At 61.6% G+C, this 17751-nt stretch carries 14 protein-coding genes; 13 read left to right on the top strand and 1 reads right to left on the bottom strand.

Annotation, left to right across the window (positions count from 1 at the left end; genetic code table 11):
* Positions 1–5 precede the first annotated feature (5 nt).
* Complete coding sequence (locus RIN49_RS07650) at positions 6–1187, bottom strand: sensor histidine kinase (RefSeq protein WP_309119578.1); 1182 nt, start codon at positions 1185–1187, stop codon at positions 6–8.
* Between the two features lie 156 nt (positions 1188–1343).
* Here RIN49_RS07650 and RIN49_RS07645 point away from each other — a divergent pair, with 156 nt between their 5' ends.
* The 13 genes from RIN49_RS07645 to RIN49_RS07585 all read left to right on the top strand — a co-directional run bounded on the left by RIN49_RS07645 (position 1344) and on the right by RIN49_RS07585 (position 17470).
* Positions 1344–2867, top strand: a complete 1524-nt coding sequence (locus RIN49_RS07645; protein ID WP_309119577.1) for a serine hydrolase domain-containing protein — start codon at positions 1344–1346, stop codon at positions 2865–2867.
* Positions 2864–3214 (top strand): hypothetical protein, encoded by a 351-nt coding sequence (locus tag RIN49_RS07640; protein WP_309119576.1) that lies wholly within the window; start codon positions 2864–2866, stop codon positions 3212–3214. Before RIN49_RS07645 ends, RIN49_RS07640 begins: the two co-directional genes overlap by 4 nt.
* Before the next feature lie 151 nt (positions 3215–3365).
* Positions 3366–4154, top strand: a complete 789-nt coding sequence (locus RIN49_RS07635) for a CPBP family glutamic-type intramembrane protease (protein ID WP_309119575.1) — start codon at positions 3366–3368, stop codon at positions 4152–4154.
* A 307-nt stretch (positions 4155–4461) separates the two neighbouring features.
* Positions 4462–5931, top strand: coding sequence for a sucrose phosphorylase (gtfA, locus tag RIN49_RS07630; protein WP_309119574.1), 1470 nt, complete (start codon positions 4462–4464; stop codon positions 5929–5931).
* 326 nt (positions 5932–6257) lie between these two features.
* Positions 6258–6944, top strand: a complete 687-nt coding sequence (locus RIN49_RS07625; RefSeq protein WP_309119573.1) for an N-acetylmannosamine-6-phosphate 2-epimerase — start codon at positions 6258–6260, stop codon at positions 6942–6944.
* Positions 6848–7807, top strand: a complete 960-nt coding sequence (locus RIN49_RS07620; protein ID WP_309119572.1) for a MurR/RpiR family transcriptional regulator — start codon at positions 6848–6850, stop codon at positions 7805–7807. Before RIN49_RS07625 ends, RIN49_RS07620 begins: the two co-directional genes overlap by 97 nt.
* A gap of 21 nt (positions 7808–7828) precedes the next feature.
* Entirely contained in the window at positions 7829–8779 is a 951-nt protein-coding gene (locus RIN49_RS07615; RefSeq protein WP_309119571.1) for an ROK family protein, read from the top strand.
* Positions 8780–8809: 30 nt separating this feature from the next.
* Positions 8810–10021 (top strand): glycoside hydrolase family protein, encoded by a 1212-nt coding sequence (locus RIN49_RS07610; RefSeq protein ID WP_309119570.1) that lies wholly within the window; start codon positions 8810–8812, stop codon positions 10019–10021.
* 209 nt (positions 10022–10230) lie between these two features.
* Entirely contained in the window at positions 10231–14673 is a 4443-nt protein-coding gene (locus RIN49_RS07605; RefSeq protein ID WP_309119569.1) for a X2-like carbohydrate binding domain-containing protein, read from the top strand.
* Between the two features lie 170 nt (positions 14674–14843).
* Positions 14844–14996, top strand: a complete 153-nt coding sequence (locus tag RIN49_RS07600; RefSeq protein WP_309119568.1) for a hypothetical protein — start codon at positions 14844–14846, stop codon at positions 14994–14996.
* Between the two features lie 26 nt (positions 14997–15022).
* The gene (locus RIN49_RS07595) at positions 15023–15379 is read left to right on the top strand and encodes a DUF1775 domain-containing protein (protein WP_309119567.1); all 357 of its coding nucleotides are present in this window, start codon (positions 15023–15025) and stop codon (positions 15377–15379) included.
* Positions 15376–15912: a hypothetical protein gene (locus RIN49_RS07590; protein ID WP_309119566.1), complete on the top strand. Its 537-nt coding sequence runs from the start codon at positions 15376–15378 to the stop codon at positions 15910–15912. Before RIN49_RS07595 ends, RIN49_RS07590 begins: the two co-directional genes overlap by 4 nt.
* 112 nt (positions 15913–16024) lie before the next feature.
* On the top strand, positions 16025–17470 hold the full coding sequence (locus RIN49_RS07585) for a serine hydrolase domain-containing protein (RefSeq protein ID WP_309119565.1): 1446 nt from the start codon (positions 16025–16027) through the stop codon (positions 17468–17470).
* Positions 17471–17751 lie beyond the last annotated feature (281 nt).

The raw sequence follows: 17751 nt of genomic DNA, 5'->3' as shown, positions 1-17751 counted from the left end.
CTCCTCTATATCGCGATTTTCCCTTCGATCACGGTTCCTCGGCGCGGGCTCGATTCGATGGATAACGTCCCGTTTACGCTAGCGAGCCGCTCCGTCATCGAATTGATGCCGAACCCCTTCACGAGCTTCTTCGCCCCGACTCCGTTGTCTTCCACCTTCAGTACGACTTCTCCCTCCAGAAAATGCAGCGCCACCCCCACCTCCGAAGCCCGACCGTGTCTGACCGCATTGGTCATGGCTTCTTGCAGCAGGCGAATGAGCGTCACTCGGACTGGTTCCGACAGCGGCACTTCCCGGCCTTGCGCGTCGAATCGGATGTTCACGGACGTATGTTCGGCGAACTGCCCGGAAATTTGCCTTAACGTCAAGCCGAGAGGTTGTTTCAGCTCCTCCGGAGCCAACTGGTGGATTTGCGATCGGACGTCGTCGAGCCCCTTGCTTGCGAAGCGGCGCAGTTCCGCCAGGTTGTTCTTGGCTTCTGTCGGAGAGACGTCGATTAAACATCGAACGGCGTCCATCCCCGCGATGACGGCGGTGAACGTGTGCCCCACGGTGTCGTGCAGCTCGCGGGACAGCCGGTTTCGCTCCTCGGCGATCGTCAGCCGCTCGATTTGTTTCGCGTTCAGCTCCAACGTCTGATTTTGCAGTTGAATGACGCTCATCATGTCCCGAATGCGGCGAAGCGTAAGGAGCAGCTTGCAGAAGCTGAACCCGATCGCGAAGACGACCGCCAGATCGATCATCCGATCGGCGATGACGGCGTAGGCATGTCCCCAGACGGCCCCCGACAACAGAGGGAGGGCCGCGACGGTCAAGGGGGCCGTCCAGAAGGGCGTCCTGCCGACGCTTAGAAATCCGACGATGAACACCGGGAAGTTGTAGAAGGCCATTCCGCCTGCCCAGTCCTGCGAAAGAAAGAGGAAGAGGCTACCGCCGCAAATCAATTCCAAGCTTAGCGGCAGCGGGTGAGGACCGCCCTTAAGCAGGAAGGCGATTAATGGCGCCGCATAAGCGATCGTGTACCAGAGCACCGCGATCCAGACGACGCCGACGGCGAAGAACACGTCATGCTGCGCGAGGAACCGTTCCGGATGCTGCTGGATGTCGTACACGCCGTATATAAACCACACGGTTCGAATGCCGATGACGAACGATTGCGCCCCGAGCGACTTGATTCGTTCTATCATATTTCCATCGTCTCGCTTCCCATGACGGATTCGTCAAACAATAGATTAGTATAGCACGGGATATGACTTTTTTTCACCGAAAGTCACTACGGAGGCATGACTTTTCTGCAGTATAGTCAATTCGTTGAGTCAATGGGAAGAAGAGAGGCAATGCGCATGAACATTTTCGGTAAAGTAACGCAGGTGTGTCTGGCTCTGGTTATGGCCGCGCTCCCGGCCGCGAACGCGTATGCGGATCGCGAGGGCGATCCTCTCGATGCGAGCACGCTGGATAAGATCGAAACCTACGTGAAGGAGCAATTCGTCATCGCCGGAATTCCGGGAGGGTCGTACGCCATCGTCGACCGCGGAAATATCGTACGGTCCGCAGGGATCGGGTATGCGGACCTCGAGACTCGGCGAGAGGCAACCCCGGAGACGGTGTACGCAACGGCTTCCGTGACGAAGCCGTTCACGGCGGCTGCCGTCTTGCGGTTGGCCGAACAACGCGTCGTCGATTTAGACGCCCCGGTCGTCTCGTACCTGCCGTGGTTCCGTTACGAAGATCGATCGGCGTCTTCGCGGGTGACCGTACGGCATCTGCTGACGCATTCCGCGGGCGTAAGCAGATATTCGGCCGACGGCGCGATCTACCAAGACGTCGAGAACAACAGAAATTCGATGGAGGGAGCGGCAAGAGCGTTGCGCACGGTGAAGATGAACGCGGCGCCCGGGGCCAGGGGGCAATATTGCAACACATGCTTTAACGTGCTCGGATTGATCGTCGAGGAAGTGACCGGTAAGCCTTACGAAGAATATATGCGGGAGAGCTTGTTCGAGCCGCTCGGGATGGACGATGCCTCCTTCCGCCCGTCGGAAGCTGCGAATGCCGACGTGGCGAAGGAATATGGGTATATGTTCGGCTTCGCGACGGAGGTAACGCCCTACTGGAAGGAATTCGGGAGCAGCCAGGCGCCCGAAGGCGGGGCTTACGGCAGCGCGACGGACCTTGCGCGGTTCGCAGCTGCGGCGCTCGGGTACGGGGCGGATCCGTTCTTTGCGTCGGGCACCCTCGACGCCTACCACAATGCGGGCGTACCGGCGTCGGATCTGTTGAACGCGGTGTACACGGAGAGCGGATTCGAAGCCTCGGAGCTGCACGGGACTCGGGTGCTCGCCAAATCCGGGGACGGAATGGGATCCAGCTCGGAGATCATCCTGATTCCGAGGATGGGGGCAGGCCTGGTCCTATTCGTCGGCGAAGCGGATGGGGAAGCTTGCGGCCGGATCGCGAAGGGGATCGCGAGTCTAATGCTCGGCCGCCCCCCGGCGTCGGTAGACGGCATGCCGAACGCGCTTCAGGTCGTTGGGCAAGTTTCGCTTGGGATTCTAATCCTAAGCGGCATCCTCGCGATCTGGTTGGTCGGGAGCGTGATACGCCATCGCCGACGCGGGTACGCAGCGAGACGACGTTGGGCGGTTGCGCTTCGCGCCGCCATCTATGCAATCTTCAGCGTTCCGGTGTGGTATCTGTTATTGGCGTTTCGCCCGACGGAGGCCGGATTCTATGGATACCCCTACGACTTCGCGATCGCGATGATCGCGATCGTCGTCCCGCTCACCTTATGGGCGGCGTACAGCGCGGCGTTATTGGCCTTCGGGCGGCAAGAACACCTAGTGAAAGAGGCGGAGCGACAATGAAAAAATCATGGATCGGTTTCATGGCGGCAATGGCGGCAGGAAGCATGGTTCGCCTTCGATTCGTCAAACCCGTAACGTCCTTCGGAACGCAGGCGTTCGACGTGCGAAAGACGTTCGACTCGGCCGAGCTTCGGGCGAGCGACGTCGGGGGCCGGAGCATAAATGTAGCGCTGACGCGCGGCGATACGGAGCAAGTCGTCGTTTCGTTCGCCGGCAGGGCGAACGCGAAAGCCGCGGAGCGATTAGACGTCAGTGCGAACGTGCAGGACGGGAAGCTCATGGTCGAACCGGCGATTCCCGATTCCGGGTTCGACGGGTTCACGTTCAATGCCGAGCTTCGGTCGTGAGCGTGGACACCGGCAGCGGGAACGCATCGAGTTGGTTCCGAGAAAATAACTTCAGGGGTGGGGAAAGTCACTACCGAATCATGACCTTTCTTCAGTAAGGTAAGAGGGAAGAGATTACGAAACGAGATGAAATCGAGGAGAGTTCCAAGAGATGAAGAATGTAGGCAATGGCAGCAAAGCGGGCATGTTCTCGATCGCCGTGATGATGATTGCTTCGGTGATGGGGTTATTAAAGCTTCCGGGGCAGTTGTATATGTTCGCGCCGGTCCTCGCCATGTTGGTCGTGTTGCTCGTCACCGGGGACCTATTTAAGCGGAAAAGCTGGGCGGAGCTCGGCTTGAACAAGGCGGGATTCAAATATTGGGGCTTCGCGCTGCTCGCGCCGGTCGTCGTGCTGGCGGCGGCGTATTTAATCCTGTGGTCGACGCCGTATGCATCCTTCTTCGTACCGGAGGGAACGACGGCCGCGACGTGGTTCATAATCCCGGTGAAGTTGTTCGTCGCGATCGTCTTGTATACCGCGACCAGCTCCCTTGGGGAAGAGCTCGGGTGGAGAGGCTATCTGCTGCCGAAGCTGGCGGGGTTCGGTCGGAAGAAAGCAATGGCGCTTGTCGGATTGCTTCACGGCGCGTTCCACTTCCCGATCATGCTCGCCGGCGATTATCATAGCGCCGGTAATCCTTGGATCGTTATTCCTATGTTCTTAACGACGACAGTATTGATTAGCTTTGTATTCGGCGCGATGCGCATCGCCGCGGGAAGCGTCTGGCCGGCTGCGATCATGCATGCGGTGCACAACATCTTCTGGGCGACCTTCGGCGAATTTACGCAGACCCATTCCACAGCGGCGGAATACCTCGGCGGGGAAAGCGGGTTCGTCGCGATCGCGTTGTACGGCCTCTTGGCAGTATGGATCATGAAGAAAGAGAAGATAAAATAGACGCAATTTCAACGCGCGCCACGTCTTCATCGCCGCGAGGATCGAGTCGGGCAGCCGCGCCGTCAACCGTTCGGCGACCTCAATGCCGCTCAAGTCCGGAAGCCGCAGATCGAGCACCAGGACGACCAGGCGCAGCGTCGTTGGCGAAGCCGGTGGCGCATCGCCATACCGCGAAAGCCGCAGAAGTCCGCTTGTGGATGTTGGATTATGAGGGTTTAATGAAATAAATTATTCAAAACCCCTCGAACATAGGATATACTGTTGGTGAACCATGCAACTAAGAACCCTTGAGAGGAAGAGCGAACCGATGCCGGCGAACAATCAAGTGCAGCTCATTACATATCCCGACTCGCTCGGGGGCGATTTGAAGTCTTTGAACAGCGTGTTGACGACGCATTTTTCGGATATTTTCAAGGGCGGGGTTCATATTTTGCCGCCGTTCCCGTCCTCCGGGGACCGGGGCTTCGCGCCGCTGACGTACCTCGAGATCGAGCCGACGTTCGGCACGTGGGACGACGTGAAGGCGATCGGGGAGAAGTTCGACATTCTCGTCGATCTGATGGTGAACCATATTTCGAGGAAATCCACGTATTTCCAAGACTTTTTGAAGCGCGGCCGCGAATCGGAGCATGCCGATCTGTTTATCACGCTCGACAAGGTGTGGAAGGACGGCCGGCCGGTGCAGGAGGATATCGATAAAATCTTCCTTCGGCGGCCGCTGCCTTACTCGACGTTCACGATCGAGAGCACAGGCGAGGCCGTATCGGTCTGGACGACGTTCGGCAGAGAAAATCCGTCCGAGCAAATCGACCTCGACATCAAATCCGAGAAAGTCCGTCAGCTGCTGAGCGACTTCTTCGCGAACTTCAGCAAGAACAAGATCAAGATCGTTCGCTTGGACGCGGTCGGCTTCGTCATTAAGAAGCTGGGGACGAGCTGCTTCTTTGTGGAACCCGAAATTTTCGATTTCCTCGACGAGATGAAGCGGCTCGCGAATTCGCACGGCATCGAGCTGCTTCCGGAGGTGCACGCGCACTACGATATTCAGAAGAAGCTTTCGGACCGCGGCTACTGGATTTACGACTTCATCCTGCCTTATACGGTGCTGGATACGCTGTTGAACCGCTCGAGCGAGCAGCTGACCGAATATTTGAAGGTGCGTCCGCACCGCCAGTTCACGATGCTCGACTGCCACGACGGCATTCCGGTGCTGCCCGATCTACGGGGCTTCATCGACGTCGCGGACGCCCGCAAGGTAGTGAATACGTGCGTATCCCGCGGCTCGACGCTCAGCTTGATCGTCTCCGACGAGCATAAAGGCGAAGGCGGCTTCGACGTTCACCAGATCGGCGGCACGTACTACTCGGTGCTCGGCAAGGATGACGACGCGTATATGGCGGGGCGGGCGATTCAGTTTTTCGCGCCGGGCATCCCGCAAGTGTACTATGTCGGCCTGCTCGCGGGGGAGAACGATTACGAAGCCGTGAAGGCGACTGGGGAACATCGCGCGATGAACCGCCATAATTATACGCTCGAGGAGATCCGATCGTCGCTGGGGAAGGATGTCGTGCAGCGGCTGCTGGAGCTGATCCGGTTCCGCAACGAATATCCTGCGTTCGACGGCGAGTTCCGCGTGCTCGATTCCGCGAAGGACGAAGTGCGACTGAGTTGGGAAAAGGGCGCCTCCCGCTGCACCTTGTTCGTCGACCTAGCGTCGATGAAGACGACGATCGACTACATCGACGACGAGGGCAAGCTGGCGTCGTATCGAGTGTGACAAAGACCATGCGTGATCGCCGGAAACGGCGGAGCGCATGGTTTTTTGTTTTCGGCCGTTCGCGAACGGGAAAAGCTCCCGCTTATTGCGGCGAAATCCTCCGTTTTCGGCGGATGGGAGGGAAAACCTCCACCTTAATGTGTCTCCGGGAGGCGGATTTCGCAATTTCGACCGAATAAGACGGAGGATTTCCCGTTCGGTTCCCTTTCCGCATCAACAAAAAAAGAAAACTCCAAAATTTCCGGTGTAAATAAAAAATAATTCTTTTATTTTCTCCGACGAGCGATTATGATGGGTTCATGAACCCACGGAGAGGCGGAGGAACGATGAAAACCGAAATCATGGAACGCCTAAAGAACGGATGCGTCGTCTCGTGTCAGGCGCTCGAAGACGAGCCGTTGTTCGGCGCGCATCATATGGCGGCGATGGCCCGGGCGGCGGAGGCGGGCGGAGCGGTCGGCATTCGGGCGAACACCCCGGTCGACGTTCGGGCGATCAAGGAGGCGTGCGCGCTGCCGGTCATCGGCTTGTATAAGAAGGAATACCCCGGGTCGGACGTATACATTACGCCTACCATCCAAGAGGTGCGGGAGATCGCCGCGGCGGGGGCGGAGATCGTAGCGATCGACGCGACGGACCGGCCTCGCCCCGACGGCGCGACGCTCGCCGAGCTGGTCGAACGCATTCGGACCGAGCTGCCCGAGATCGGGATTCTCGCGGACGTGTCCACCTACGAGGAAGGCGTGCGCGCGATGGAGCTCGGCGTCGAATTCGTATCTTCGACGATGTCGGGATACACGCCGTACAGTCCGAAGCTGGAAGGGCCGGACGTGGAGCTCGTCGCTCGGTTGTCCGCGCTGAAGAGAACCCCGGTGCTGGCCGAAGGGCGTATTTGGACGGTGGAGGACTGCCGCGCGTGCTTCCGGGCGGGCGCGTTCGCGGTCGTCATCGGTACGGCGATTACCCGCCCGCAGGAAATCACGAAGCGGTTCGTCGCCGCGTCTCGTCCATGATCAAACCGAAGGCGCCCACTTCGCAAAACGTGCTGCTCTCGATCTCCAGCATCTACGCCTCCATGACGAAAGCGGAGAAGAAGGTCGCCGATGCGGTACAGGCGAACCCGGAGGAGGCCGTGCTGTACACGATTACCGACTTATCGGAGAAAGCCGGCGTCGGGGAGACGACCGTCATTCGATTTTGCCGAAAGCTGGGCTTCGGCGGATATCACGAATTTAAGCTGGCGATCGCGCAGCATGTCGTGAGCGAGCCGAGGCATTTCGGCGGGGAGATTCAAGAGGGGGATGAACCCGACGCGGTCGTGCAGAAGCTGACGTCGCGGAACGCGCAGATGATCCAGGACGCGGGCTCGCTCGTCTCCCCCGCCGCGCTGGAGGAAGCCGTGCGCGCGCTCCTGTCGGGCAAGCGGATCCGCATCTACGGCGTAGGGGCGTCGGGCATGACGGCGATGGACGCTTATTATAGCTTCATGCGCGTCGGGCTGCCGGTCGAGGCGCAGCGCGACGGCCACATTATCGCGATGTCGGCGGCGCTCGCGAACGAAGACGACGTCGTCTTCGGCATCTCCACGTCGGGCAGCACGAAGGATCTGGTCGACACGATGAAGATGGCGAAGCGGAACGGAGCGACGACGATTTGCCTGACGAGCCAAGGCCGGTCGCCGATTACGCAATACGCGGACGTCGTGCTGCTCGTGCCGGCGAAGGAGTCGCCCTTCCAGGGCGGCAGCCTCTCGACGAAGATCGCGCAGATGCATGTGCTCGACCTGCTGTCGAGCCTCGTCATCGTGTCCCGGAAGCAGCCGTCGATCGAATCGATTACGAAGACGGCCAACGCGGTAGCGGAGAAGCTCTACTAACGGAAGAGGGGGAGGATCGCCATGGTAGCGGAAGCGGCTATCGGCGTAGATATCGGGGGGACGTCGCTGAAGTTCGCCGCCGTCGACCGCGAGGGGCGCGTGCTGCGCCACTGGACGAGACCGACGCCGGCGACGAATCCGGCCGAAGGCATTTTGCGGGAATTGCTGACCGGCATCGAGAAGCTGCTCGCCGAGCTTGGGGAAGAAGCGCCGGAGCTGCGCGTCGCCGGCATCGGCATCGGGAGCGCCGGTCAAATCGATAAGCGGGACGGCAGCGTCGCGTTCGCGGTCGATACGATTCCGGGCTACACCGGCACGCCGATCAAGGCGAGGGTGGAGGAGCGGTTCCCGGAGCTGCCGACGTTCGTGGATAACGACGTGAACGTGCTGGCGCTCGCCGAGAAGCATTACGGCGCGGGTCGGGAGCTGCAGGACTTCGTCTGCGTCGCGCTCGGAACGGGCATCGGCGGGGCGATCGTACAGAGCGGAAAGCTCGTGCATGGCGTCTACGGCGGCGCGGGCGAGCTCGGGCATCTGTCGGTCGACTTCAACGGGCCGCGCTGCAGCTGCGGGAATTACGGCTGCATCGAGCTGTACGCGTCCGGCACCGGCATCGAGCGGCTGCTCAAGGAGCGATTCGAAGACGCGGCGAAGCCCGCGTGGGAGCTGAACGCCGCGGGGCTGCTGACCGCCTGGCAGAGCGGAGATTCTCTTGCGGGCGAAGCGATGGACGTCGTGCTCGGCGCGCTCGGCACCGCGCTCGCCGGGATCGTCCATGCGCTCAATCCCGAAGCGATCGTGCTCGGCGGCGGCATCGTCGAGAAGGCGCCGGCCCTGCTGGCGGCGGTCGAGGAGGCGACGCGTCTCCGGACGTCGCCGGTCATGTGGAAGCACGTGCGATTGCTTCCCGCCATCGCCGGCAATCGAGCCGGCGTCATCGGAGCGGCCGCGCAAGTGTGGCAGGATACATAAAAATTTTCCGAAAAGGCGAAGGTGAACGACATGCAACAGTCCACGCTGCTGACGAGCGTCGAAAAATGCTTGACGTGGCTCGAAACCCAAATGCTCACGTTCGACAACGGCTACAACGGCGTCTACGAACGCATCCGCATCGACGAGAACATTCGAGTGAACTGGGTGCGCCCGGATTGCAACACGGAAATCGCCAGAGTGTTGACGCTCTACAAGGATGTTGCCGGCGAAGACCGGTACGAAGCGTTGAACGAAAACATCAAAAATTGGCTGACGCGCGCGCAGGACAACGACGAGTTGTCCGCTTGGTACGGAGCGTTCCCGTTTTACCTGATCGACGGCTACGACACGCAATCCAGATCGGGCTACTACGTGTATCAGAACGACAACGGAAGAGTATTGCTCGGTCTGCTGCATATGCACGAGCGGGCGCCGGACGAGCGGCTGCTCCGAAGCGCGGCGAAGCTCGCCGATTACTGGGTGTCGATCCAACGTCCGGAAGGGTACTTCTACCGGAACGACGGCAAGACCCAGCCGTACTATCTCGGGCCGGACTTCGTCGGCTGGATGGCCGCCGCGCTGCTGAAGTGCGCCAAGGTTACCGGTAACGAGACGTACCGCGCGTCCGCGTTGAAGGCTTACGATTACTACCTGAGCTTGCAGCTGGAAGACGGTCGCATGCGCACGTCGTACGAGCTGATGAAGACGGAGGACTGGCGTCCGGTGTCGTCGGAGACGTCGAAGGCGGTCTACGCGTTCAGCGTCGCGTACCAGGAGACCGGCGATCCGAAATTCGCCGCCGCGCTCGAGAAGGCGGGCCGTTACGTGCTTCGCCTGCAGCATCCGGACGGAGGCATCCTGAACAACGATGCGCAGACGAAGGACGCCGCGCTCCAAAACAACGAGCAGCTGTGCGACCTGGTGTATACGCAGGGCTTCGCGCTGATGGCGTTGTACGAAGCATGGAAGGCGTCCGGCGATCGGGCGTATTGGGAAGCGGCGGAAAGATTGGCCGAGTTTCTGGCCGCCATTCAATGCAGCGGCGAATCGCCGCTGTGGGACGGCGCGTGGAGAGGGTCCTATAACGCGGTGACGCGGCAGTGGGACGGGCGCGCGAATCAGAACAATCACATCGACGAAGGCGGCATGTATTCGGTGTACACCGGATGGTGCGCGTCGACGATCATGTACGGCATGCTGCTGCTGCTCGAGGAACGGAAGCGGTCGGCAGAAGGAAATTAACCGCCGGAATCCGTTGGGGCGCGAGGGAACTCGCGCCTCTTCTTTGCGTCCGAATCGGGAAATCGTACGCCGCCGCCCCGAATTGTCCCCTGGAATTCCGACGAAGATGTACCCAAAATCACCCGATTGTACGTATCCCCGGGCAGCGCCGATCCGATATACTCACTCTTGGTAAGCGCTGTCAATTTTACTCGGAGGAGAGGGATTTCGTGTTGAATCGGGTTACGTTACGCGTCCGGAGACTACGGATCGCGCTGCTGCTGACGTTCGTCGTGTCGGTCGCGCAAGTCGCCGCGAGTCTGCCGGCGCTGCCGGGGGCGGGCACCGCGCTCGCGGCGGACAACGGGTTGGCGGAGAGGCCGTATATGGGCTGGAGCAGCTACAGCATGCAGGTGTACTCCGGCAACGGACAGTGGATTACGGCGGAGCAAATTATGGCGCAATCCGACGCCATGCACGAGAAGCTGCAGCCGTACGGCTACGAGTATATTAATATCGACGCCGCTTGGAACGGCGGGATGGACGAGTACGGCAGGCCGATCCCGAGTACGACGCTGTATCCGAACGGCCTCGACGAGGTCATCGATCACGTGCACGGGAACGGACAGAAGATCGGCCTCTACGCGATTCCGGGTTTGTCGAAGGAGGCGTACGCGTTGGATCTGCCGATCTACGGCGCCGAAGGCTGCTCGATGCGGGACATCGCCGCGCAGCCGCTGCGGACGGGCGATTACTGGGATATCGGCTACAAGATCGACTTCAGCAATCCTTGCGCCCAGAAGTACATTAATTCGGTCGCCGACGTGTTCGGCGAATGGGGCATCGACTTCTTGAAGTTCGACAGCGTCACGCCGGGCTCGGGCCACAACAACACGAGCATCGATGCGCGGGACGACGTCAAAGCGTGGTCGCAGGCGTTGAGGCGGCACGGCATCTGGCTCGAGCTGTCGTGGGCGCTCGACCATAATTACGCCGATTACTGGAAGGAATACGCCAACGGCTGGCGAATCGACTGGGACATCGAGTGTTATTGCGAAGGCGTCGCCCTGACGAAATGGGAAAATATCGAGCGATTGTTCCCGCTCGCCGCGAAGTGGTGGAGAGAAGCCGGGCCGGGCGGCTGGAACGACTTCGACTCGCTCAACATCGGCAACGGCGCCATGGACGGACTGACGCCGGTCGAACGGCAGACGGCCATGACGTTCTGGTCCATCTCGTCGGCGCAGCTGTATACGGGCAACGACATGACGAACCTGGACGAATACGGACTTGAGCTGCTCACGAACGAAGAGGCGATCGCGGTCAATCAGGCCGGGCGCCCCGGGCATCCGGTGTCGCTCGATACCGAGCAGCAGGTATGGTACGCGAACAACGGGGACGGCACGTACTCCGTCGCCTTGTTCAACCTAGGGGATGCCCCGGCGACCGTTCGCGCGGATTGGGGCGATCTCGGCATCGAAGGCGCCGCTTCCGTGCGCGACTTATGGAGCCGCACGGAGCTAGGCACGTTCGAAGACGGCTACGTCGCGGCGGACTTGCCGGCGCACGGCTCGCGTCTGCTGAAGGTGACCGTGTCGGACGGCGGCGCCGCGACGGCGAACGACGACGATACGGGCATGCGGTACGCGGGCGATTGGGTGCGCAACGGCGGCAACGAGCTGAGCGCCGCCTCCCAGAACGTCAGCGTCGTCGTCAGCGACGGCGAAGCGGCGAACAGCGCGATCGAACCGAATACCGCAACCTTCGATAAGAATTCGGGCCATGCGACCGACGTCGCGACGACGATCGATTTCCGGGGCAATACGCTTACGGGGATTACGTACGGCGGCGCGACTCTGATCGAAGGGACCGATTATACGCTCGAGGGCGGCACGCTCACGATTAAGAAAGAGTATTTGGCTGCGCGTTCCGTCGGGACGGTCAATCTGACGTTGACGTTCAGCGCGGGCAAGCCGCAGACGTTCTCCATTCAGGTGACGGATTCGACGACGCAGAACAGCTCCGCGAATCCGGGCGCGATTCGCTTCGATAAACATCCGGAGGCTCAGGCCGACGCGACGACGACGCTTACGCTGCGCGGCAATGCGCTCGAGCGGATCGAAATCGGCGGGGCGGCGTTGACGCCGGACGTCGATTACACGGTTTCCGGCGGCACGGTGACGTTCAAAAAGGCGTACCTGGCGACGCTGCCGACCGGTACGCATGACGTCGCGTTCGCGTTCAGCGCCGGCGCGCCGCAGACGATCGACCTGATCGTCAAGGATTCGTCGCAGGGCGGAACGTACGCGATCAACGACGATCATCCTTCGATCGCGTATCACGGGCCGTGGAATTACAGCTACAACCGGAACCTGGGCGACTACAATAACGACGTTCACTTCTTGGAAGCGGACGGGGAGTATTTCGAGTATACGTTCGAGGGCACCGGCGTGGAAATGATCACCGAGCTGGATCCTTCCCAAGGCGTCATCGACTTCTACGTCGACGGCGAATATAAGCAGACGGTCAACGCCGTAAACGCGGGCCGCTTGTCGCAGCAATCGGTATTCCATATCGCGGGCTTGCCGAACGGCTCGCATACGCTGAGCGCGGTGAAGCGCTCCGGCTGGTTCATGCTGCTCGACCGGCTGCGCGTCACGCTGCCCGACCTGATCGCGCCGAACGCCGCGAGCTTCGACAAGGCGGCCGCGCAACAGGCCGATCTTCAGGTGCGGCTGACGCGCCCGGGCTTCGCCGGCGTCGCCGATACCGTCACGTCGTTGGTGTACGGGACGGATTATACGGCGGCCTACGACGTCGTTACGATTAGGAAAGAGTACCTGGCCGCGCAGCCGGTCGGGACGTCGAAGCTGACGTTCTCGTTCGAAGGCGGGGCGACGCAGGACCTTCGGATCGAGATCGCCGACAGCGAGGCGCCGAACAGCGTCATCGCGCCGACGGCGGCGACCTTCGACAAGAACGAAGCGGTCCGCGCCGACGTTAGGACGACGTTGACGGCGAACGGCAATACGCTCGCCGGCATCCGGAACGGCGGCGGCGCCTTGACGGCGGGAGTCGACTATGTCGTCGAGGGCGACGCGATTCGCGTCATGAAGGAGTACTTGGCGACGCTGCCCGTCGGGGAGGCGAACCTGACGCTGACGTTCAGCGCCGGGGCGCCGCAGACGCTGACCGTCACCGTCGCCGATACGACGCCGCCGAACAGCGCGATTCGTCCGGCGTCGGCGAGCTTCGACAAGCGCGCGGATCGTCAGGCGGACGTCGAAACGACGATCGAGCCGAACGGCAATACGCTCGTCGGCATTCGTCACGGCGATGCGATGTTAACGCAAGGCGAAGCGTACCGGGTATCCGGCAATCTGGTGACGATCGTTCGAGACTACTTGGCGGCCCAGCCGACGGGCATGATCAATTTGGAGCTCGTCTTCGACGCGGGCCGGCCGCAGACGCTCTCGATCGCCGTGCACGACACCGCATTAGGGCGCTACGTCTCGCTGAACGACGACGCGTCGGGCATCGTCTACACGGGCTCCTGGCAGTCGAGCCGCAGCCGCGGGTTGGGCGATTACCAAGACGACGTCCACTACACGGAGAAGGACGGCGATTCGTTCGAATTTACGTTCGAAGGCACGGGCGTCGAGATCGTAACGGAGAAGGAAGGCGCGCAGGGCGATATCGATATTTATATCGACGGCGAATTCCGTCAGACGGTCAGCACGTGGAGCCAAAACCGCCAGCTGCAGCAAACCGTATTCGCGATCTCCGGACTTCCGGAAGGCGCGCACACGCTGAAAGCCGTGAAGAAGAACGGGTACTACATGCTGCTCGATCGGCTGCGCGTCCGCGTCTCCGATCTGGTCGAACCGGATCAGGTCGCCTTCGACAAGCGGGCGGCGGAGCCGGCCGACGTCACGATCGAGACGACGGTCGACGAGAGCGGACTGCTGTCCGTCTCGAACGGCGAGACGATCCTTAGTCCGGGCACCGACTATACAGTGTCGGACGACGCGGTGACGATCAAGAAGGAATATCTGGCTTCGCTTCCGGAAGGCGCGTCGTATTTGACGTTCGCGTTCCGCGGCGACTACGGGAACGACGTTCATGCGACGCGGACGAACGGGGATGCGGTCGAATACCGGTTCTCGGGCTCCGGCTTCGACTGGATCGGACCGAAGGGGCCGGATGCAGGCGAATTCGATCTTTACGTCGACGGCGCGCATCAGGCGACGGTGAATGCGCATCACGACAGCCGCCAAGCGGGACAGACGCTGTTCAGCCTCTCCGGGCTGCCGGACGGCGAGCACGTCGTCAAGGCGGTGAAGCGATCGGGCGAGCGGATGCTGGTCGACCGGATCGTCTTCCGTATCGGAGCCGCCGAGCTGACCCTGGGCGGGACCGAGCTGCCGGGCGGAACCGTAGGCGAGCCGTACCAAGCGAAGATTCCCGCGACCGGGGGCGTCGGTTCTCACGCGTTCGCGCTGACGGACAAGGATGTACCGAAGGGGCTTGCCTTGGGCGCCGACGGGGTCGTATCGGGCTCGCCGACGAAGCCGGGCATGAACAAATTTACGGTGACGTTGACGGACGAAGCGGGCGCGACGATCAGCCAACGCTTCTCCATACAGATCAATAACCCGCGGAGCGGAAAATAACGACGAGCAGGCCGGAAAATGAAAAAGCCGGACGCATCCATGCGCAGCATGGGACGCGTCCGGCTTTTCGCCCGCCGCGGGAATGTTCTTCCCGCCGCTTACTTGCCTTGCATGCCCCTCGTGGGACTTGCGATCGCGTCGAACGGCATTCATTTGTTGGGAGCGGCGTTGTGGGCGGGGGGCTTTTCGCGGAGGACGCGGGAGGCGGGGGCTTCTATCGCGCCGAAGGACCGTATCCGCCGTTCCCCGGAAGGTGGATTCGGATTTTGGATGCGAACGACGACGAAACCGTGTTCGAGAAGCGGTGGACCACTTATTCATGAAGGAGCTGTCAACGAATGAAAAAAGAATGAGTTTCGCGGTCGTCTTCCTCTTGTCGATCGATTTGTTCAGCGGCATCGCGAGCGCGCATGTCACGGTATGGCCGAAAGAGGTCGAACAAGGGGCGTACGAGAAGTTCGCGGTTCGCGTGCCGAGCGAGGAGGAAGCGACCCCGACGGTGAAGGTGGAGGTCCGAATACCGGAGGAGGCGACCGTCACCCGCGTGGAGCCGAAGCCGGGCTGGACGTACGAGCTGGCGACGGGTTGTCTCCGACGGAATTCACGGAATTCTATATGTCAGCTCGCGAGGACCTACACTCTCGTCCACTCGGGCGTATCGCATTTTCCATATAATGGACGATACGATGGGAGGGGAACGGCGTGAGTATATTTCTTACGGAAGCGGACGAGGGGCGCATCCGGCGATGGGTCGAAGCTTTGGAATCGGATCGGATCGGGTCGAGCTCGGACGAGGAGACGGCCGCTCGCATCGGCTTGCCTTACCCGATCGCAGGCGTCGGCAAGCACCGGGTCGTCTTCGATGCGGGCGAAGGACTCGTCTTGAAGGTCGCGAAAGTGCAAGAGGGCGTCGAACGCAATGGAACCGAGGTGTGGCTCTACGATCGATCCCCTCCGGAGCTGCGCCGCCATCTGTGTCCGATCGTCGATTTCGGGTACGGTTGGATCGTCATGAAGAAGATGGCGGCGAGGGTGCCTTCCAGGGACAGGTACGTCGAGCAGCTGGACCGAATATGCGAGGGGTTCCTTGCGGCCGGCCTCGTCATTATGGATTTATACGCGCGTCGGCTGAATCGGCCGAAGCAGGGGAATGTGCGGTTCGACGAGAAGCGAGACAAGGTCGTGCTGATCGACTATGCCGACGTTCGCATCGTAAGCGGCAGCCCGGGGGAAGCGTAGCGCCCGCGGCTGTCTTTTTTTATTTCGGCCGTTCGCCGGACAGCCCCTTACCGACGAACGGGAAACTGGTATAATTATGAAGAACTACCGTTTTGGGGGAGGGTGAACGGACATGGGAATCGGAGCGGCGTTGCCGCGGAGCGCGCCGGAGGCGCAAGGCATTCGGTCCGGCGCGATCGAGGCGTTCTTGGACGAGGTGCGGGAGCGGAAGTCGGAGCTGCACAGCTTCATGCTGGTGCGGCACGGAAGCGTCGTCGCGGAGGGCTGGTGGTCGCCGTACCGGGCGGCGGATCGGCATATGTTGTTTTCGCTTAGCAAGAGCTTTACGTCGACGGCGGTCGGCTTCGCGCTGTCGGAAGGGTTGTTGTCGCTGGAGGACCGGGTGGTCGGGTTTTTCGACGAGGAGGATGTGCCGGCTACCGTATCCCCGCTTCTGGCGGAGATGCGCGTCCGGGATCTGCTCATGATGGGGACGGGACATGCCGCCGAGCCGACGCTGCGCGCGGCGACCGACGGCAATTGGGCGAAGGCGTTCCTGGCGGCGCCGGTGGAGTTCGCGCCCGGGACGAAATTCGTGTACAACAGCGGCGCGACGTACATGCTGTCCGCGATTTTGCGCCGCGTGACGGGCCAGCCGCTGCTGGAGTACTTGGACAGCCGGCTGCTGGCGCCGCTCGGCATCGTAGGCGCCACGTGGGAGACGTGCCCGCGCGGCGTCGCCGTCGGCGGCTGGGGGCTCAGCGTGACGACGGAGGATATCGCCAAGTTCGGCCAGCTGTACTTGCAGCGCGGCGTCTGGAACGGGAGGCAGCTGCTGCCGTACGGCTGGGCGGAGGAAGCGAGCCGCAAGCATATCTCGAACGGAGACGGCGGGGACAGCGACTGGGCGCAAGGCTACGGCTACCAGTTCTGGCGATGCCGGCACGGCGCGTATCGAGGGGACGGGGCGTTCGGGCAGTTTTGCGTCGTGCTGCCGGAGCAAGACGCCGTGCTCGCGATCACGAGCGGGACGAACGATATGCAAGCCGTCCTGAACGCGGCTTGGGACACGCTGTTGCCTGCGATGTCGGCGGAGGCGCTCCCGGCGGACGCCGCCGCGGCCGACGCGTTGGCGTCGCGCCTCGAGGCGCTGCGGCTGGACCCGCCGCCGGCGGCGTCGTCCTCGAGCGTCGAGCGGCTGCTCGACGGGCGAACGTACGCGCTCGAGTCGAACTGGGCGGAGCTCGCCTCGATCGGCTTCGAGTTTCCCGCCGGCGGGCAAGCGGCCGTCGTCGTCGGCACGCGCCGCGGCGACGGACGGCTCTCGATCGGGCGCGGCGCATGGAGCGAGGGCGAGACGCGCTTTCACTCGGACGCGCCGGAGCGCGTCGTCGGCGCGTACGCATGGGCGGACGAGCGGACGCTCGAGATCGCGATCCGCTTCGTCGAGACGCCGTTCGCGCACACGCTCGCGTGCCGCGTGAAGGGCGACGACGCCGAGGAGCTTGAGCTCGAGCTTACGCCGAACGTGTCGTTCGGGAAGCGGGAGGCGGCTCCGATTCGCGGGACGCGCAAGTAAGGCGGGGAGGCGGCTGCGGCCGCCTCTTTTTTTTCTACCGCTAACCAACAGTCTCGATAAGCAGCAATAAATCGAGGCGCCACTCCACAATATTCATGGCATGCCACCCCGAAAATTGAGGAACTCCTCCCCAATTGGCCGCACGACACGAGTTTCGCCTCGGTAAGTAGCAGTGATCGAGGCGCCACTCCACAATTTCTATGGCATCCACCCCAAAAATTGAGGAACTTGTCCCCAATTGGCCGCACGGTCGCTGGTGGCCGAGCGCCTTGCAAAAAATA

The organism is Paenibacillus sp. (assembly GCF_031177825.1).
Taxonomy (GTDB): domain Bacteria; phylum Bacillota; class Bacilli; order Paenibacillales; family YIM-B00363; genus Paenibacillus_AE.
Note: the sequence above shows the minus strand (reverse complement) of the source record. Positions and strands in the feature narration are given on the sequence as shown.